This is a genomic window from Micromonospora sp. IBHARD003, assembly GCF_056106285.1.
On the sequence record NZ_JBWBBX010000001.1, the window covers coordinates 6,050,517 to 6,068,995 of the forward strand.

The following is an 18,479-nucleotide window of genomic DNA, read 5'->3' on the forward strand; positions in this document are numbered from 1 at the left end:
CTCAGCCGATGCCGGCGGGTTCCCGTTCGGGAAGGCGCGCGGGCGCCGGCTCCTCGGTCTCGGGCTGCCCGAACCAGGCCACCGCCACCGCTCCCGCGACGGCGAGGACGAAGCCGGCGACGGCGAGCCAGCCGAATCCCGCCCGGGACGTGTCGCCCAGCCACAGCACACCGATCGCGCCCGGCAGCACGGTCTCGCCCACGACGAGGGCGGCCGTCGCACCGTTGACCGAGCCGATCTGGAGGGCCACCGTGTGCAGATACATCCCGCCCGTGCCCGCGATCAGGACCGCGTAGAGAGCCGGGTCGCTGATGAGGGCGACCGGGTCGAACGGTTCGATCCCGTTCAGGATCCGCACACCGACGCCGAGGGCGCCGAAGCCGAGACCCGACAGCAGACCGGCCAGGATCGCGGCCCGGGAGCCGAGCAGCCGCACCACGACGGTGCCACCGACGATCAGCAGCACCGAGATCGCCAGCAGCCACCAGTGCGTGGCCATGGGGGTGTGCCCGCTGCCCTCCGGGCCCGCCGCCGTGGCCAGCAGGATCAGCGCGGAGCAGACCACCCCGATCGACGCCCACTCGGGGCGTGTCAGCCGGATACCGAGCAGCTTGATGCTCAGCACCGCCGTGATCACCAGATTGGCGCTGATGATCGTCTGCGACAGGAACAGCGGCAGCAACCGGGCCGCCAGCACGCCCAGTCCGAACCCGACGAAGTCGAGAATCGTCCCGACGATGAACTCCCAGGTCATCGCGGCCTTCGCGGTCGACGACAGACTGGGCCCGCCGTGCTGGGTGACGCTGTCGTCAGCGGCATCCCGGCGGGCGGACTTACGGGATCCCACGGCCTGCAGCACCGACCCCGTTCCGTAGCAGATCGATGCCGCCACGGCGGTCAGCAGTCCTATGAGCACCAAGGGCTCCCTTCACGCTGGTCGGCGGGGTTCGGCCCCGTTCGTTCCGATTACCAGACGTGAGTCAGCGCCCGGAAGTTGCTTCCGGCCGTCAGGCCCGCATGGCGGCCAGGGTGTCGGGGACCTCGTCCACCGAGTCGACCAGGGCGATCCGGGACTCCATCGAACGGCCCGCGGCCAGCGACCGCAGCAGCGGCCAGGCGGGGAGCTTCTCCGTCCAGTGGGTGCGGTCCACCAGCACCATGGGCGTCGGTTCGCCGCGGGACTCGTAGTAGTTCGGGGTGGCGTTGTCGAAGATCTCCTGCAGGGTGCCGGCCGCGCCGGGGAGGAAGACCACGCCGGCGGTGGAGCGGGCGAGGAGCCCGTCCTCGCGGGTGGCGTTGGCGAAGTACTTGGCGATGTGACCGGCGAAGGGGTTCGGCGGCTCATGGCCGTAGAACCAGGTGGGGATGCCGACCGAGTCGCCGCCCCGCGGCCAGCGCGAGCGGACCTCGAAGGCGGCGGACGCCCACTCGGTGACGGACGGGGTGAAGGACGGTGCCTTGGCGAGGAGTTCCAGGGCCTCGTCGAGCATCTCGTCCGCGAACGGCGCCGCGTACCCGCCCAGGTTCGCCGCCTCCATCGCGCCCGGTCCGCCGCCGGTGGCGACCAGCAGCCCGGACCGGGACAGCGCGCGGCCGAGCCGGGCCGCGCCCGCGTAGGCGTCCGTGCCGCGGCGCATCGCGTGCCCGCCCATCACCCCGACGACCGGGACGTCGGCGAGGAGCTCGTCGAGGGCGTCGGAGACGGCGTCGTCGTGGATCGCCCGCAGCATCGACGCATGGATGTCGCGGTCGTCCTTGGTCTGCTGGAACCACTCGTAGGCGAGGGCGTCGGGGGTGCCCTCGTAGCCGGTGTGGCCGAGGTCCGCGAACAGTTCCTCGGGCGAGTACAGCAGCCCGCGGTACGGGTCGAAGGGCAGATCGGGGATCGGCGGGAAGACGAGGGCGCCGTCGCCGCGGACCTTGACGGCCGCGTCGGGCTCCATGGCGCAGCCGAGGAACACGGCTCCGGTGGTGTCGGAGGAGAGGAGGGCGAAGGTGCGCGCCGTCAGATCGACGGACTGGACACGCCGGCCCGCGAGGGTCCCGCGCCCGACCACCTGGTCGAACTCCTCGATGGTCTCTATCTCGTGGTCGTCGTCGTAGGACGACCCCAGTCCGTGCCTGTGTCCCTGCGCCATCCGCCCACGATAGGACGCCGCCCTGCTGCGGCCCCGGGCGGGGTCAGGGCCGCAGCGGCATCGCCGCCAGCTGGGCCACCACCCAGGTGAGCGGCGCGAAGACCATCAGCAGGACCGCCGTCCTGAGCACGGCCGATGCCCGCAGCGTGGACGTACGGGCTCCCAGACGCAGGAGTCCGGTCCTGACGATCGCGCGGGCGTGCTTGGCTTCCAGGGCCGAGGTGAGCAGGGTCGCGGCCGTGCACGCGAGGACGAGCGCGGCCCCGAGCCCGGTCAGTTCGCCGAACGGCCGGGGCCCGCTGCCGCCGCCCGCCAGCACGGTCGCGGCGATCATGGCGGAGGTCACCGCGGACAGCACCCCGAGCGGACGTCCGATGCGGACCGCGTCGGCCATCAGGGTCCGCCCCGCGAGCATCCGCACCGCGCCGGGCCGCACCGACTGGACTGCGCTCCCGCACACGTACACGATCCCCGGGCCCGCGACCGCGAGGCCGAGGACGGTCAGGGCCCAGCCGGTCAGGACCCCGGGCGGAGCGTGCGCCCCGGCGTCGACGATGACCACCGGGCCCGAGTAGGACCGCAGCGCGAGCCCGGCCGCGGTGAGGGCGACGCCCCAGGGCAGTCCGGCCGGTGTGGCCTCGACGCGCGGCTCCCCGCCCTCGAGTTCGAAGCTCTCCTCGCGCTTCGTGCCGCGCGGGCGCAGCGCGAGCGCCGCCGCGATCGAGGCCGCGACCGGTACGAGGGCGAGCAGGACGAGAGCCGCTCCCAGCGGCAACGGCCGGCCGGCGTAGAGCAGCGGGCCGGCGGCGCCGTCGAACGGAAGCCCCGTCAGATCGCCCCGCAGATGCAGGAAGAGCAGCAGTGCCAGCGAGCTGCCGAGCGTGCAGGAGACGGCGGTCGACACCGCGGCGAGCGCGGTGAGCCGTACGGGACCCAGCCCGAGCGCGGACAGTCCCGGCCGTGGGCGGATGCTGGGATCCGTACGCGCCACCGCCACCGCGAACTGCACCGTCGCGGCCAGTGGCAGCAGACACCACAGCAGCCGTGCCAGCGGTTCGGGGGAAGGTTCCGGGCGGGTCGCCGCGTCAGCCAGGGTGCACAGCAGCAGGAAGCCCACTCCGCCCGAGGCCGCAGCGACGAGCAGACGTCGTAGCTGGACCAGGGAGTGGGCGCCGCGGGCTAGACGGAGAGTGAGCACGCCGCCCGGCCTTCCGTGCCGGTGCCGTCGGCGGGCCTGACACGGCGGCCGTCGATCAGCGACACCGTGCGGTCGGCCAGGGTCGTCACCTCGATGTCGTGGGTGGCGAGGACGAGGGTGATGCGGTGTGAGCGTGCGGCGGTGGTGAGTGTGCGCAGGACCTGGGCGCGGTCGGTGAGGTGAAGGGCGGCCGTGGGGTCGTCGGCGAACAGCACCGTGGGCGTGGCGACGAGGGCGCGCACGAGGGCGATCCGCTGGCGCTGGGCGTGCAGCAGCGCGCGGGGCCGCTTGCGTGCGTACATCCCGAGGTCGAGCCGCTCAAGCCACTCCATGGCTGCGCCCTTGGCCTTGCGGTGCGAGCAGCCGCGCAGCAGCAGCGGCAGCGCGGCGTTCTCCCAGGCATTGAGCTCGGGGACCAGCTGGGGTTCGGGGCCGAGCCAGCCGAAGCGGTCCCGGCGCAGCCGTTCGCGGGCGAGCGCACTCATGGTGTGGACGGGGGTGCTGTTGAACCACACCTCGCCCTCCTTCGGGACGAGCTGGCCCGACAGACAGCGCAGCAGGGTGGTCTTTCCGCTGCCCCGCGGGCCGTTCACGCACAGGATCTCGCCGTCGCGCACGCCGAGCGAGACTCCGCTCAGGGCGGGCGAGCCGCCGAGGGAGTGGTGCAGGGAGCGCGCCCAGAGCACATCGTTGTCCGGCGGGGCCACCATGGCGTACACCTCGGTTCAGATCCGTTGTTCCGTTCCCCCGTCCGGGGGAACGACGTCGAGGCCGATCGGTCACAGCACCGTAGGGACTCGGAACCGGGTGTGCGGACGGCACGCGGCCCGGATGCGCCCGTTCTCACTCGAACGGGCGCATCCGGGCCGCGAAAAGCCGACAATCCCAGATGTCGATGGGGATTACAGCTTGGTCCAGGCCTCCGTGAGGACCGAGCGCAGGATCTGCTCGATCTCGTCGAAGGTCGACTGGTCGGAGATCAGCGGCGGCGCCAGCTGGACGACCGGGTCACCGCGGTCGTCCGCGCGGCAGTACAGACCGGCGTCGAAGAGCGCCTTGGAGAGGAAGCCGTACAGGACGCGCTCGGTCTCCTCCTCGTTGAAGCTCTCCTTGGTGGCCTTGTCCTTCACCAGCTCGATGCCGTAGAAGAAGCCGTTGCCGCGGACGTCGCCGACGATCGGCAGGTCGTGCAGCTTCTGCAGGGTGCTCAGGAAGGCGCCCTCGTTGTCGAGGACGTGCTGGTTGAGCTTCTCGCGCTCGAACAGGTCGAGGTTGGCGAGGCCGACGGCCGCGGAGACCGGGTGGCCACCGAACGTGTAACCGTGCAGGAAGGTGTTGTCGCCCTTGTAGAACGGCTCGGCCAGGCGGTCCGAGACGATGCAGGCACCGATCGGGGAGTACCCCGAGGTCATGCCCTTGGCGCAGGTGATCATGTCCGGTACGTAGCCGAACTTGTCACAGGCGAACGTCTTGCCGAGGCGGCCGAAGGCGCAGATGACCTCGTCCGACACCAGCAGCACGTCGTACTGGTCGCAGATCTCGCGGACCCGCTGGAAGTACCCGGGGGGCGGCGGGAAGCAGCCGCCCGCGTTCTGGACCGGCTCCAGGAAGACCGCGGCGACGGTGTCCGGACCCTCGAAGAGGATCTCCTGCTCGATCTGGTCGGCGGCCCAGCGGCCGAAGGCCTCCGGGTCGTCGCCGTGCAGCGGCGCGCGGTAGATGTTGGTGTTGGGCACCTTGTGCGCGCCGGGTACCAGCGGCTCGAACGGTGCCTTGAGGCCCGGCAGTCCGGTGATGGACAGGGCGCCCTGCGGGGTGCCGTGGTAGGCGACGGCGCGCGAGATGACCTTGTACTTGGTCGGCTTGCCCACGAGCTTGAAGTACTGCTTCGCGAGCTTCCAGGCGGTCTCGACCGCCTCGCCGCCGCCGGTGGTGAAGAAGACCTTGTTCAGGTCGCCGGGGGCCTCGCCCGCGAGCCGCTCGGCCAGCTCGATGGCCTTCGGGTGGGCGTACGACCACACGGGGAAGAAGGCGAGCTCCTGCGCCTGCTTGGCGGCGACCTCGGCGAGTTCCCTGCGGCCGTGGCCCGCCTGGACCACGAACAGCCCGGCGAGACCGTCGAGGTAGCGCTTGCCCTTGTCGTCGTAGATGTAGGTGCCCTCACCACGCACGATGGTGGGAACGGGGGAGTTCTCGTACGACGACATGCGGGTGAAGTGCATCCACAGGTGGTCGTAGGCGGACTTGGAGAGGTCGCTGCGGTCCTTGCTCACGGCTATCGGGTTCCCCACATATAGGTCTGCTTCTTGAGCTTGAGATAGACGAAGCTCTGGGTGGAGCGCACACCGGGGAGGGTGCGGATGCGCCGGTTGATCACTTCCAGCAGGTGGTCGTCGTCCTCGCAGACGATCTCCACCAGTAGGTCGAACGAGCCCGCCGTCATCACGACGTACTCGCACTCGGACATGCCGGTCAGCGCTTCGGCCACGGGTTCCAGGTCGCCCTCGACGTTGATCCCGACCATCGCCTGGCGCCGCAGCCCCACGGTGAGCGGGTCCGTGACGGCGACGATCTGCATGACGCCCTGGTCGAGCAGCTTCTGGACGCGCTGCCGGACCGCCGCTTCGGACAGGCCCACGGCCTTGCCTATCGCGGCGTACGGGCGGCGCCCGTCTTCCTGCAACTGCTCGATGATCGCCAGGGAGACGGCATCGATCGTCGGAGACGAACTGCTACCGGTCCTGGACTCTGCGCTTCTGCTGGCCACGAGCACACTGTGCACCGGAGTCATCGATCCCGCAACCCATCAGCGATGAAATTCGTTGTTCACGGTTCGAAATCTCACCGATTTCGAAGTTGTCGGGCGTCGGGCCTGTCGAAAGCGTCACCTGGCGGACTAGCCTCGAGGACGTATGGTTGGGGTGAGTTGGGGTGTCTCACCCATTGGACATCTGACAGGAGGAGTGGCTGTGACCACCGAACTGCGTCGTCTGCGCAACTACATCGACGGAGAGTTCCGGGACGCCGCGGACGGGCGGACCATCGAGGTGGTCAACCCGGCCACCGGCGAGGCGTACGCGACCTCGCCGCTGTCCGGCCAGGCGGACGTCGACGCCGCCATGACCGCTGCGGCCGCCGCCTTCCCGGCCTGGCGTGACACCACTCCGGCGGAGCGCCAGAAGGTACTGCTGAAGATCGCGGATGCCTTCGAGGAGCGCGCCGAGGAGCTGATCGCGGCCGAGTCGGAGAACACCGGCAAGCCGCTGGAGCTCACCCGCACCGAAGAGATCCCGCCCATGGTCGACCAGATCCGCTTCTTCGCGGGTGCGGCCCGGATGCTCGAGGGCCGCTCGGCCGGTGAGTACATGGAGGGGATGACCTCCATCGTCCGCCGTGAGCCCGTCGGCGTCTGCGCGCAGGTCGCGCCGTGGAACTACCCCATGATGATGGCCGTCTGGAAGTTCGCCCCGGCGCTGGCCGCCGGCAACACGGTCGTCCTCAAGCCCTCGGACACCACCCCGGCGTCCACCGTGCTGATCGCCGAGATCATCGGCTCGATCGTGCCCAAGGGCGTCTTCAACGTCCTGTGCGGCGACCGTGACACCGGCCGCATGATGGTCGAGCACGCGACCCCCGCGATGGCCTCCATCACCGGCTCGGTACGGGCCGGCATGCAGGTCGCGGAGTCGGCGGCCAAGGACGTCAAGCGCGTCCACCTGGAGCTGGGCGGCAAGGCGCCGGTCGTCGTCTTCGAGGACACCGACATCGCGAAGGCCGTCGAGGACATCTCGGTCGCGGGCTACTTCAACGCCGGCCAGGACTGCACGGCGGCGACGCGCGTGCTGGTGCACGAGTCGATCCACGACGAGTTCGTGGCGGCGCTCGCCAAGGCGGCCAAGGACACGAAGACCGGGCAGCCGGACGACGAGGACGTGCTGTACGGCCCGCTCAACAACGCCAACCAGCTCAAGCAGGTCTCCGGCTTCATCGACCGGCTGCCGGCTCACGCGAAGGTGGAGGCGGGTGGCCACCAGGTGGGCGACAAGGGCTACTTCTACGCCCCGACCGTGGTCTCCGGCCTGAAGCAGGACGACGAGATCGTCCAGAACGAGGTGTTCGGCCCGGTCATCACCGTCCAGCCGTTCCGCGACGAGGAGCAGGCGGTCGAGTACGCGAACGGCGTGGAGTTCGCGCTGGCGTCCTCGGTCTGGACGAAGGACCACGCGCGCGCGATGCGTATGTCCAAGGCGCTGGACTTCGGCTGTGTGTGGATCAACACCCACATCCCGCTGGTGGCGGAGATGCCGCACGGCGGCTTCAAGAAGTCGGGATACGGCAAGGACCTGTCGGCCTACGGCTTCGACGACTACACGCGCATCAAGCACGTGATGACGTCCCTCGACGCCTAACGCCTCCGGCGGGTACCGGGTCGGCCGGCCGGGCCGGCCCGGTACCGCGCATCCCGCGGCCACCACGCACGCCTCATCGCAGGGGTGTCGTGTGCAGCGCGATCAGCAGCCGCCAGACATGCGACGCGATCTCCTGCGGTGAAGCGGGGACGCGTTCGTGGACCCAGTCGGCCAGGATCCCCGTGAACGCCGCCGCCACCGCCGAGGCGATCAGGTCGGGCTCCGGGGCGCCCGCCAGTTCGCGTTCCCGGCGGCTGCGTTCGCGCAGTTCACGGTGGAGGAGGTTGCCCAGCGGGCCCCCGCCGCCCTCACGCAGCAGCGACCGGTAGAGCCGCGCGTGGGGTTCGATATCGGTGAAGAAGGCCGTCAGCGCATCAGGCGGGGCCGCCGGGTCGGCCCTGCCGCGCCACGCGTGCAGGGCCTCCACCGCGTCGCGGACGATCTCGGCGCAGGCGTCCACCGCGAGGGCGTCCAGGTCCGGGTAGTGCAGATAGAACGTGGCGCGGCCCAGGCCCGCCCGCCGGACCAGGGCCGACACGCTGGTCTCCGTCAACGGCCGTTCGGCGCACTCCTCGAGCAGCGCACGACGCAGCCGCTGCCGGGTGCGCTCCGCGCGCGGGTCCTCGGTCATCCGGCCGCCAGCACCGCGGCCAGCGCAAGCGCGCCCGGCAGGGCCTGGGCGCCGAAGATGCGCCGGCTTGAGGTGGCACCGCCGTACAGCCCGGCGACCACCACGCAGCAGAGGAAGAACACCCGCACCTGGAACCCCGTCGGGTCGTCCGCGATCAGTCCCCACACCAGCCCCGCGGCGAGGAACCCGTTGTAGAGCCCCTGGTTGGCCGCCAGCGTCGCCGTCGAGCGCGCCATGTCCGCGTCGAACCCCGTCAGCCCGCGCCCGGGGGCCCGCTCCCACAGGAACATCTCCAGGACCAGGAAGTAGACGTGCAGTGCGGCCACGAGGCCGACCAGTATGTTCGCGGTCGCCGTCATGACGCCTCCCTTTCTTGGACAACTGTCCAGTAAGTATAGACAGGTGTCCGTGATCGACAAGGTGTCGGCGCAGAAGGTTCCCGTTCGACGCACCGTCCATTGCTCCTCGTACCGACCGCCCGGCATCCTGCCTCCGTGCCAGCGACCCCGAAGCACCCCGACCTGTCCCGCCGCTCCCTGCTGCGCGCGCTCGGAGCCGCGGGCGCCGGAGCCGCGGGCCTCGCCCTCACCGGCTGCGGTGTTCCCGCGGCCTATGTCGAGCCCGCCGATCGAGCCGGGCGGGACCTCTCGGGCCGCGACAAGACCCTCGACTTCGCCAACTGGCCGCTCTACATCGACACCGACGACGAGGACACGTCCAAGCGCCCCACCCTCGACGCCTTCACGGAGCGCACCGGGATCTCCGTCCGCTACACCGAGGAGATCAACGACAACGACGAGTTCTTCGGCAAGATCAGCCCGTCACTGATGAACCATCAGGAAACCGGCCGGGACCTCGTCGTCGTGAGCGACTGGATGGCGGCCCGGTTCGTACGGCTCGGCTGGGTCCAGGAGATGGACCGCGAGCGGCAGCCCAACGTCGCCAAGTACCTCGACCCCCAGCTGCGTTCGCCCGACTTCGACAAGGGCCGCAGGCACAGCGTCCCCTGGCAGTCCGGGATCACCGGCATCGCGTACAACCGCAGGAAGCTGGGCCGGGAGATCAAGCACACAGGGGACCTGTGGGCGGGCGATCTGAAGGGCAGGGTCACCCTGCTCTCCGGGCTGGACGAGTCGTTCGCGCTGCTGATGCAGGGCGACGGTGTCGACATCACCCGCTGGACCGCCGACGACTTCCACGCCGTCTGCGACCGGGTGGAGAAGCTGGTGCGGCAGAAGCACATCCGCCGCTTCACCGGAAACGACTACATCAAGGACCTCTCCACGGGCGATGTCCTCGCCTGCCAGGCGTACTCGGGCGACGTCATCCAGCTCCAGGCGGACAACCCCGACATCGCGTTCGTGGTTCCCGAGGAGGGCGCCGAGCTCTGGGCCGAGTCGCTGATGATCCCCAACCTCGCCCGGCACAAGCGCAACGCCGAGGCGCTCGTCGACTACTACTACGAGCCCGAGGCCGCGGCCGAACTCGCCTCCTGGGTCAACTACGTGTGCCCCGTGCCCGCCGCCCGCGACGTGCTCGCCGGCTCCAAGGACGAGGAGCTCGCCGCACTCGCCGAGGACCCGCTGATCTTCCCCGACGACGCGATGCGCGAACGGCTCGCGATCGCCCGGGACATCACGGCACGGGAGCGCGCGGAATTCACGAAACGGTGGAACGCGATCGTCGGGCTCTGACGGGCGTACGCCGTGTGCCGCCGGTACGCGAACCTTGCCGGTCACGGGGCGATCCGCAGCAGGCCAGGGCGCGAATAGCAGCGGACACCGCCCGTGAACGGCTTGAAGTGACCCGTGAGCGGACCCGGACCTGCGCCCGGCCTTGCGGGGTCGACGCAGCGCTGAGCACATCGCTCGGCTTCGGCGGGCACAACGCGGCCCTCGTCTTCACCCGGGCCTGACCACACGGCGCCCCACGGCGGGGCGCCGGGACAAGGAGCAGCACCACCATGAACCGTTCGGTCTTCGTCACCGGCGCCAGCCGGGGCATCGGACTCGCCGTGGCCAGAGCCTTCGCGGCGGACGGCGACAAGGTCGCCGTCTGCCACCGCTCCGGCGAACCGCCCGAGGGACTGCTCGGCATCACGGCGGACGTCACGGGACGGCTTCGTACGCAGCGAGGGAGTCGGGGCGGTGCTGCTCAAGCGCCTGTCCGACGCCCTGTGCGACGGCGACCGGGTCCTCGGCGTGCTGCGCGGCAGCGCGGTGACCAACGACGGCGCCGGCAGCGGACTGCTGCTCCGGCCCGCCGTGTCCGGTCAGACGCAGATGGTGCGCGAGGCCTGCCGCAGCGCCGGTGTCACGCCCGCTCAACTCGATTACGTCGAGGCGCACGGCACCGGGACGACCGTTGGTGACGGCGTCGAACTGCGCGCCCTGACCGAGGCCTTGGAGGCCGAGGAGCCGTGCGCACGGCCGCTGCCGGTCGGCTCGGTCAAGACCAACATCGGCCATGCCGAGGCCGCCGCGGGCATCGCCAGTCTGATCAAGACGGTGCTGATCGCCCGGCACCGGACCCTCCCCGCCTCGCTGCACCTGCGTGACCCCCACCCCCTCCTGGCCGAGGGCGGCCCGCTGGAGGCCGTGCCCACAACCGGGAACTCCGGCCCGCAGGACCCACCGCGCTCCTGGGCGTCAGCTCCTTCGGCCTGTCCGGCACCAACGCCCACGTCGTCATCGGCGAGTACCGGCCCGACGCCGTCACGGCACCGGTGCCCGCCGCGTCGGCGCATGCGTACGGCCCGAACTGCTCGTCCTCAGCGCCCGGTCGATGACCTCCCTGCGCGCACTCGCCGAGCGCCATGCCGCGTTCCTGGAGGAGGGAGGCGCGTGCCGCGACGTCCCGCTGCGGGACATCTGCCACACAAGCGCGGCCCGGCGCGACGCCATGCCGTGCCGCTTGTGGGCGATCGGTCGCAACCACGACGAACTCGCCGGCACCCTGCGGACGTTGGCCGCGGGCGAGGAGAGCCCGGACGGCGGCCTCGCCGACACCGGTTCGACCACCGGTCGCATGATCGCGTACGTCTTCCCCGGCCAGGGCTCGCAGTGGCTCGGGATGGGCCGCCGCCTGCACGTCACGGACGCCGCGTTCCGACGAACCCTGACCGCGTGCGACGAGGCCGTGCGTGAGGAGACGGGCTGGTCCGTGCTCGACGTGCTCACCGACGACCGCCCCAAGCTCGCCCCGGACGCCGCCGTCGTGCAGCCGGTGCTGTGGGCGATGGAGGTGGCCCTGGCCGAAATGCTGCGGGACCGGGGCGTCGAACCCGATCTGTGCATGGGCCACAGCATGGGCGAGGCCGCCGCCGCGTATGTGTCCGGGGCCCTGTCCCTGCGGGACGCGGCAGCGGTGATCTGCCGCCGCAGCACGCTGATGCAGCGACTGGCCGGGCAAGGCCTGATGCTCGCCGTCGAACTGGGGGCGGACGAAGCCCGCGAGGTCGTCGCACCCTACGACGGCGCGGTGTGCGTGGCGGCGGAGAACGCTCCGCGCGTCACGGTGCTGGCCGGTGACGTCGACGCGGTGGACGAGGTGGCCCGGCGCCTGGAAGCCGACGGTGTGTCCAGTCGCCCGGTCAAGGTGAATGTGGCATCACACTCGCCGGCCATGGACGCGCTGCGCGCGGACCTTCCGGCGGCGCTGAGCGACCTGACCCCGATGCGCCCCACGACCGCGATGTTCTCCTCGACGCGCTGCGCTCCCGTCGAGAACGCCTCGCTCGACGCCGCTTACCGGATGGAGAACCTGCGCGAACGCGTCCGGTTCGCCGACTCCGTGCGCGCGACTGCGAAGGAGGACACGGTCTATGTCGAGGTCAGCCCGCATCCGGTCCTCGTCCGGTCCGTCTGCTCCACTCTCGAGGAGCACGGTGTGCCCGCCACCGCGGTCGCGCTCCTGCGACGCCACCAGGACGAGGAGAATCCGTGGACGAGCTTGCCAACGCACTGGCCGAGAAGGTGAGTTGAATGGCCCGTGGTCCGGTGTGCACGCTGCCCGGGCCGTCGACTCCGATGGCGCCCACCGCCCGTTGTGTACTCGGGCCCATAGATGTACCGTAGTATCCAATTTTCCACTCGAGAAGTCTGCGAAGACACAAAGAGAGAAGTGGCAAGGGAGCCTTGACCGCCGAGACCAGTCGCCCCATGAGCCGTCGCGAACGCAGCAAGCAGCGGGTCAGGGACGCCATCTACTCCTCCGCTCTCTCCCTCTTCGCCGAGCAGGGCTATGAGCGCACCACCATCGATCAGATCGCGGAGCGTGCGGACGTAGCCCGGGGCACGTTCTTCAACTACTTCCAGCGCAAGGAAGACCTCATCATCAACTGGGCCGACGCTCGAAAGCGGCGCCTGGAAAACTTCATGGACGAGGTGATGGAGTCGCGCAGCGACGACGTGACCGTCCATCTCGAGCGGTGCGTGGCGGCCCTGGCCAAGTTCAACGAGGAGGACCGCGAGCTGACCGCGACCATGCTCCAGGCATGGGTCAGGACAGGCGGCCCGCTGCTGGAGGAGAAGAACGCCGGACGACTCTTCGCCCAGATCATCGAGGCCGGCCGCCGCCGGGGCGAAGTGGCCAACGGCATCGACCCGTTGCGCGTCGGCAATATCCTGCGGGACTCCTACCTCGGTCTGCTCTACCGCTGGTCACAGAGTCCGGACGACCGGCCGTCGCTCCACTTCGAACTCCGCGAGATGCTCCGGATCATCCTGAACGGCATCCTGCCTCACGCCCCGGGGCCGACCCGAGCGGAGGCGGTCGGCTTCGTCCGCGGCGAGGACGGACCCGACACCAATCCATGATCGTCAACGAGATCGAGGGCCACCTCTTGTCCGGTTTACGTGACGCCGTCGGGCGTGGAGGCTCCGCCGTGAGTCATCGCAGGGAAGGAGTGAACTCGCTCGTCACCTATGGGCTGTTGGCCGCCTGGGCCGTCCACGACGCCGAGGAGTTGGTCACCGGGCCGCGCTGGGTACGGGAGAACGTCCCGGTGCTGCGCAAGCGGTTCCCCGGCGCGCCCGAAGGTCTCTGGAAGATCCTGGAATCCGTCGACGAGCGCGAGTTCACCGTCGCGGTGGGGGCCATGGCCACGATCGTCGGCGCCGCCACCGTGGCAGGGCAGCGCTCGGGCGGCCGGTCCGGTTTCTTCCAGGGGGCGCTGAACGGCTTCGGACTCCACGGACTCGTCCACCTGGCCCAGGCCGCCGCGTTCCGCGGATACACCCCGGGCTCCGTCACGTCCCCGCTGCTGGTGGTTCCCTTCACGCTCTGGGCACGGGGCAGGCTGCGCAAGGCGGGCGTGCTGCGGCCCACCCGCAAGCGTGACGTGCTCACCGGCCTGGCAACGGCCACAGGTGCCGTCATCGTCTCGCACGCCGTCGCCCGGAAGGTCACCGGGGCCCGGTAAAGGGCCCGTAAACCCGGGCGTACGCTGCGGACATGAGCGAGCGAAGAGCGCTTCTGCGCCGCATACGCGTGTGGTTGGCCGTCTTCATCGTCTGCCTGGTGCTGAGTGGGGCGACGGCTTTCCCCCTCGTCACCGAGCTGCACGCCGTCCACTCCGCGCTGACGTCCTGGGCTTCGCCCGTGGCCGATGTCTTCCCGGGGCTGCTGGAGTGGATCGCCCGCGTCCGCCACGGACTCGACACCGCCGACGCGGACTACCCCTTCCTGCTGTACGGCACCGACTGGCTGGCCTTCGCGCACCTCGTCATCGCCGTGGCCTTCTACGGCCCGTACCGGGACCCGGTGCGCAACGTCTGGGTCGTCGAGTTCGGCATGATCGCCTGCGGCGGCATCATCCCGCTGGCGCTGATCTGCGGCCCGATCCGGGGCATCCCGTTCTGGTGGAGCGTCATCGACATGTCCTTCGGGGTCTTCGGGGTGATCCCGCTGCTGTTCGTGCGGCGCCTGATCAAGCGGCTGGAGGCGCTGAGCGAGCCCGTGCGCGTACCGGCGGCCGTTTGACCGCGCGCCCCATCCATACGGCACATCCGGGTCCGAGCCGGTCCGCTTCTCCCGTACTCCCGTACTCCCGTTTTCCCGCACTCCTCTTTTCCTCGGCCCGTGGCCGCGGCGACAGCCGCACCGCCACGGGCCGTTGCCGTCCACCGGGCCCCGCTCTGCGGGGGGAGGGCGGCGAATGCAACACCCTCTTCGGGGCGTCCGTAGTGTCAGCGGCGAACGGGCCGTCAGGCTTCATGAGCAAGATCGGTCGATAGTGATCAAAAGCAATAACTAAGATCAAACGCAGCAGAATTGACCATCTGTTGAAATGAAACACCCTTTCAGAACATGCCTCACTCTGGACGCAAGCTGGAGTTCTCGGAACTTGCACCGAGATGCCGGCGCGCGACAACAAGGCATCGAGAGGGCCCCGATGAGCAACTGTGTTCCGACACCTGAGCACGACCGGTCCGGTACGCCCGCCCCTGGCGGACGGGAGCCGGACCGCATCTGGTTGCCGATCGGGGAACCGCCCTCGCCCTGCGGGAACGGCCCCGGGCAACCTGTGCCCGGCAACCCCCGGGACTACATCGGCCAGCACTATCTGCACGTCATCCGGGAGCGGACGTTCCGTTCCATTCGGCATCCACGCATCGACTACACGGCGATCACCAGCCGGGCGCTCGTGCTGGGGCTGCCGGAAGTCGGCACGGATCTCATCGACAAGGGCCTCGAGGAGGTCGTCGACGACCTGGTGGACCGTGCGGTGCGCCTCGCCGTCGAGGTCGACACCGATGACCCGGCACTTCCTCCGCACTGGTTCTCGCTCCAGGACATGTTCGCCCGCGAGAGCGCGGCGCTCATGGCCTTCCTGAAGCAGGTCGACGAACTCCGGGACAAGCAGAAGTGGGCCTTCATCTGCATGGCCGTATGCGGGCTCAGCAGCAAGGAGAGCACGAAACTCCTGCGCAGCTGGTCGAGCATGAACCCGCTGTCCGGATCGGGGGGCCGTGGCGCTCTCCGACGCGCGCGTCAAGGGCTGGCAGCCGCCGGCGTCCCGGTGGAGGAGCTGGAGAGCTTCCTCCGCGACACCGAACAGATGGGATGGGTTGAATGAACGCAATCTCCGCGCTGCTGGAGGCGGTGCTGCGGCTGTTCGTCCGCAGGCACCGCGTCCGGCATGTGGTGTATCCAGCGGGTCCGGCCACGCGTGAAGGACGGCTCGACGCCAACTGGCAGATCTATCTGGGAGTCCGCTCGGAAATCGAGGAGCGTGCCGCTCGCCGGGCCCGGGAGGGCTCGGTGGACGGACATCCAGGAGCCCAGAAGCCACGCGATGTCAAACGCCGCGGCAACACCGGCGAGTTCAGCGAGCGTACCGGGCGAGGGACACCTCCGGTCCTGGTCGACGCCGGACCGTACCGCCCTGACGACTGGTCGGCCCAGTGGGAGCCGCTCGGTGCGCACCCGTGCAACGCCACGGCGTATCCGTACTCGACGAGGAAGGTCCTCGTGACGCGGAGCGAACCGGCGACCGGCTGGGACCAGCATCTCGGGCGTCTCCTGGTGATCGCCGCCGCCACGGCCGTGGCCTGCGTGGCCAGCCTGGGCATCGTCGGCATGATGCTGTTGCTCATCGTCGTGGTGTGCGCGACGGCTCCCGCATGGCGACGCGGCAACAAAACCACTCACCGACGCCCCATCAGGGCGTAGTCAGGTGGCCGCCGGACCCGGGTTACCAGGCCAAGAGTCCGGCGGCCATTGCCGGCACCGGTCACGGACCGTCCGAATTCCCGTCAGTGAAATCCGAACCATCCGAAATGGGGCACCCATGGGTAAGCGTCGCACACGATGCCAAGCGCAGTCAGGCGCAGTACGGAACTCGTCCCCGTCCGTGGGCCGCCCCTCGCAGCGTGGGACGTCGAGGCCCGCCTACACGCGGAAGAAGGCGGCCAGGTCCGCGTCGGCGCCGCTCGCGCCGGTCACGATGCCGCCCGTCGTGCTCCCCTCGCCGGGCGACGGCACCGAGCCCGCGCAGCGCAACCCCCCGGAATCGAAGTCCGCGCCCGAGAGCGTGCGGGCGGTCGTCGCCGAGGAGCTGGCCAACCGCCGGGCGAGGCACAGGCGTTACGCCATCGATGCCCTCACCGCCGTCTTCGTGGTGCTCGCGGTCGTGCTCATCGCCGTCGGCACCGCCCGGCTGTTCACCGGTCCTCCGGTCGACGCGATCCCCTTCGGCGTCTTCGCGGGCGTGGCCGTCGCCGCCGTCGGCGGGTGCCGTACGTTCCGCAAGAAGGACGAGGGCTGACCCGCACCGCCGGGCGCGAGCCCGGCAGGGTCACGGGGCCTGACCCGCGCGGTGCCTGCCGGCGCCCGGGGTCAGGCCCCGTCCCGTCCCGCGGCGGTCCCGGCGCGGGACGCGCGGAGCACGGCGGCGAGGGTCGCGACCCGGTTGGTCGTGATCGAGTCGACTCCCCGGTTCACGAGCCTGCGCATCGTACGGCGGGTGTCCGCCGTCCAGGCGGAGAGCAGACAGCCGTCCGCATGGACGCGGTCGGCGAGTTCCCGGCTCACCAGCCCGAAACGGTAGTTGAGCCAGCGCGGCCGCACCACGTCCAGCAGGACCGGCCGCGGCGGTGCCAGGGTCGTCCAGGTCAGGGCGATCTCGGCGCCCGGGTCGGCGGCCCGGACGGCGACCATCGCGTCCAGCCCGCCGCAGTAGTAGACACGGCCGTCCGCGCCGACGTCCCGTACCGCGGCGACGACGGCGCGCACCGCGGCCTCGTCGGCACCGGGCAGATCGAGCATCAGCCGGCGGTCGGCCACCGCGGTGAGTGCCTCGCGCAGGGTGGGTACTCCGCCGGACGTCAGCTCGGTCAGCTGTGTGTGGGAGAGCCAGTCGAGCAGGCGGTCATGGCCCCACAGCCGTTTCAGGGTGTCGTCGTGCAGCAGCACGGGCACGCCGTCACGGGTCAGCCTGACGTCGATCTCCACGGCGTCCGCGCCGTGCTCCACGGCGGCGCGCAGTGACGCGACGGTGTTCTCCCGCGCGGTGTACGGATCACCGCGATGCCCTACCAGCGTGACGGTGCGCATGGCGCCGGCCTCACTTCGCCAGCCACTTCTCGGTGAAGGCGTCGATCTCGGAGGCGATGCGCGCCTTCCCGGCACCGTCGAGGAAGGACGTCTCGACGGCGTTCTTGGCGAGCGCGGCGATCCCGCGCTCGTCGAGGTCGAGGAGCCGGGCCGCGACGGCGTACTCGTTGTTGAGGTCGGTGCCGAACATCGGCGGGTCGTCGCTGTTGACGGTCACCAGCACACCGGCCTCGACCATCTTCTTGACGGGGTGCTCGTCGAGGTTCGTGACGGCGCGCGTCGCGATGTTCGAGGTGGGGCAGACCTCGAGCGCGATCCGCCGCTCCGCGAGGTGCGCCAGCAGCGCGGGGTCCTGCGGGGCGCTGGTGCCGTGTCCGATCCGCTCGGCGCGCAGATCGATCAGCGCGTCCCAGATCGTGCCGGGGCCCGTCGTCTCACCGGCGTGCGGGACGGAGTGCAGTCCGGCGGCGATCGCACGGTCGAAGTACGGCTTGAACTGCGGCCGGGGCACCCCGATTTCGGGTCCGCCGAGCCCGAACGAGACCAGCCCGTCCGGGCGCAGGTCGACCGCGAGCCGGGTGGTCTCCTCGGCCGCGTCGAGCCCCGCCTCGCCCGGGATGTCGAAGCACCAGCGGAGCACGACCCCGAGCTCCGCCTCGGCGGCCTTGCGGGCGTCCTCGATCGCCTCCATGAAGCCCTGGTCGGGGATGCCCCGGCGGGTCGAGCTGAACGGGGTGATCGTCAGCTCGGCGTACCGGATGTTCTGCCGGGCCATGTCACGGGCGACCTCGAAGGTCAGCAGCCGGACGTCCTCGGGAGTGCGGATCAGATCGACGACGGACAGATAGACCTCGATGAAATGGGCGAAGTCGGTGAAGGTGAAGTAGTCGGCGAGGGCGGCCGGGTCGGTGGGTACCTTGGAGTCCGGGTGCCGGGCGGCCAGCTCGGACACGATGCGCGGTGACGCCGAGCCGACGTGGTGGACGTGCAGCTCTGCCTTGGGCAGTCCCGCGATGAAGGGGCTCAGATCGGTCATCGGGTCCTCC

At 70.3% G+C, this 18,479-nt stretch carries 19 protein-coding genes and 2 pseudogenes; 11 read left to right on the plus strand and 10 right to left on the minus strand.

What is annotated here, in order from left to right:
* Nucleotide 1: 1 nt before the first annotated feature.
* The 6 genes from ACTWOL_RS26965 to ACTWOL_RS26990 all read right to left on the minus strand — a co-directional run bounded on the left by ACTWOL_RS26965 (nt 2) and on the right by ACTWOL_RS26990 (nt 6,127).
* A complete protein-coding gene (locus ACTWOL_RS26965; RefSeq protein WP_474299373.1) occupies nt 2-916 on the minus strand; it encodes a hypothetical protein in 915 nt (304 codons plus the stop codon).
* A 91-nt stretch (nt 917-1,007) separates the two neighbouring features.
* Nucleotides 1,008-2,138 (minus strand): LOG family protein, encoded by a 1,131-nt coding sequence (locus tag ACTWOL_RS26970; protein ID WP_474299374.1) that lies wholly within the window; start codon nt 2,136-2,138, stop codon nt 1,008-1,010.
* Nucleotides 2,139-2,181: 43 nt separating this feature from the next.
* Complete coding sequence (locus ACTWOL_RS26975) at nt 2,182-3,336, minus strand: hypothetical protein (protein WP_474299375.1); 1,155 nt, start codon at nt 3,334-3,336, stop codon at nt 2,182-2,184.
* Complete coding sequence (locus ACTWOL_RS26980) at nt 3,318-4,046, minus strand: ABC transporter ATP-binding protein (protein WP_474299376.1); 729 nt, start codon at nt 4,044-4,046, stop codon at nt 3,318-3,320. Before ACTWOL_RS26980 ends, ACTWOL_RS26975 begins: the two co-directional genes overlap by 19 nt.
* Before the next feature lie 192 nt (nt 4,047-4,238).
* A complete protein-coding gene (locus ACTWOL_RS26985) occupies nt 4,239-5,609 on the minus strand; it encodes an aspartate aminotransferase family protein (RefSeq protein WP_474299377.1) in 1,371 nt (456 codons plus the stop codon).
* Between the two features lie 2 nt (nt 5,610-5,611).
* Nucleotides 5,612-6,127: an Lrp/AsnC family transcriptional regulator gene (locus tag ACTWOL_RS26990; RefSeq protein WP_474299378.1), complete on the minus strand. Its 516-nt coding sequence runs from the start codon at nt 6,125-6,127 to the stop codon at nt 5,612-5,614.
* A gap of 178 nt (nt 6,128-6,305) precedes the next feature.
* Between ACTWOL_RS26990 and ACTWOL_RS26995 the strand changes: the two genes are divergently transcribed.
* On the plus strand, nt 6,306-7,745 hold the full coding sequence (locus ACTWOL_RS26995) for a gamma-aminobutyraldehyde dehydrogenase (RefSeq protein ID WP_474299379.1): 1,440 nt from the start codon (nt 6,306-6,308) through the stop codon (nt 7,743-7,745).
* A 73-nt stretch (nt 7,746-7,818) separates the two neighbouring features.
* Here the strand turns inward: ACTWOL_RS26995 and ACTWOL_RS27000 are convergent, their stop codons facing one another.
* The gene (locus tag ACTWOL_RS27000) at nt 7,819-8,376 is read right to left on the minus strand and encodes a TetR/AcrR family transcriptional regulator (protein WP_474299380.1); all 558 of its coding nucleotides are present in this window, start codon (nt 8,374-8,376) and stop codon (nt 7,819-7,821) included.
* Nucleotides 8,373-8,735 (minus strand): DUF1304 domain-containing protein, encoded by a 363-nt coding sequence (locus tag ACTWOL_RS27005; RefSeq protein WP_474299381.1) that lies wholly within the window; start codon nt 8,733-8,735, stop codon nt 8,373-8,375. The genes ACTWOL_RS27000 and ACTWOL_RS27005 overlap by 4 nt, the downstream gene beginning before the upstream one ends.
* A gap of 135 nt (nt 8,736-8,870) precedes the next feature.
* On the opposite strand from ACTWOL_RS27005, the gene ACTWOL_RS27010 reads away from it, so the two are divergent.
* From ACTWOL_RS27010 to ACTWOL_RS27055, 10 genes and pseudogenes are all read left to right on the plus strand, one after another.
* Nucleotides 8,871-10,070 carry a polyamine ABC transporter substrate-binding protein gene (locus tag ACTWOL_RS27010; RefSeq protein WP_474299382.1) on the plus strand — a complete coding sequence of 400 codons (1,200 nt, stop codon included), beginning with the start codon at nt 8,871-8,873 and terminating at the stop codon, nt 10,068-10,070.
* 269 nt (nt 10,071-10,339) lie between these two features.
* Nucleotides 10,340-10,447: pseudogene (locus ACTWOL_RS27015) on the plus strand (SDR family NAD(P)-dependent oxidoreductase); the annotation flags it as partial.
* Nucleotides 10,448-10,499: 52 nt separating this feature from the next.
* Nucleotides 10,500-10,868 (plus strand): annotated as a pseudogene (locus ACTWOL_RS27020) (beta-ketoacyl [acyl carrier protein] synthase domain-containing protein); the annotation flags it as partial.
* Between the two features lie 61 nt (nt 10,869-10,929).
* Complete coding sequence (locus ACTWOL_RS27025) at nt 10,930-12,354, plus strand: acyltransferase domain-containing protein (protein WP_474299383.1); 1,425 nt, start codon at nt 10,930-10,932, stop codon at nt 12,352-12,354.
* A gap of 182 nt (nt 12,355-12,536) precedes the next feature.
* A complete protein-coding gene (locus tag ACTWOL_RS27030; protein ID WP_474299384.1) occupies nt 12,537-13,193 on the plus strand; it encodes a TetR/AcrR family transcriptional regulator in 657 nt (218 codons plus the stop codon).
* Between the two features lie 68 nt (nt 13,194-13,261).
* Complete coding sequence (locus ACTWOL_RS27035) at nt 13,262-13,798, plus strand: HXXEE domain-containing protein (protein WP_474299386.1); 537 nt, start codon at nt 13,262-13,264, stop codon at nt 13,796-13,798.
* Between the two features lie 32 nt (nt 13,799-13,830).
* Entirely contained in the window at nt 13,831-14,358 is a 528-nt protein-coding gene (locus ACTWOL_RS27040; RefSeq protein ID WP_474299387.1) for a hypothetical protein, read from the plus strand.
* Nucleotides 14,359-14,902: 544 nt separating this feature from the next.
* Entirely contained in the window at nt 14,903-15,454 is a 552-nt protein-coding gene (locus ACTWOL_RS27045; protein WP_474299388.1) for a hypothetical protein, read from the plus strand.
* On the plus strand, nt 15,451-16,050 hold the full coding sequence (locus tag ACTWOL_RS27050) for a hypothetical protein (protein ID WP_474299389.1): 600 nt from the start codon (nt 15,451-15,453) through the stop codon (nt 16,048-16,050). Before ACTWOL_RS27045 ends, ACTWOL_RS27050 begins: the two co-directional genes overlap by 4 nt.
* Before the next feature lie 286 nt (nt 16,051-16,336).
* Complete coding sequence (locus ACTWOL_RS27055; RefSeq protein WP_474299390.1) at nt 16,337-16,645, plus strand: hypothetical protein; 309 nt, start codon at nt 16,337-16,339, stop codon at nt 16,643-16,645.
* Between the two features lie 71 nt (nt 16,646-16,716).
* Here ACTWOL_RS27055 and ACTWOL_RS27060 read toward each other — a convergent pair whose 3' ends face one another.
* Nucleotides 16,717-17,433: a glycerophosphodiester phosphodiesterase gene (locus ACTWOL_RS27060; protein WP_474299391.1), complete on the minus strand. Its 717-nt coding sequence runs from the start codon at nt 17,431-17,433 to the stop codon at nt 16,717-16,719.
* A 10-nt stretch (nt 17,434-17,443) separates the two neighbouring features.
* Nucleotides 17,444-18,469: an adenosine deaminase gene (locus ACTWOL_RS27065; RefSeq protein ID WP_474301271.1), complete on the minus strand. Its 1,026-nt coding sequence runs from the start codon at nt 18,467-18,469 to the stop codon at nt 17,444-17,446.
* Between the last annotated feature and the right edge of the window lie 10 nt (nt 18,470-18,479).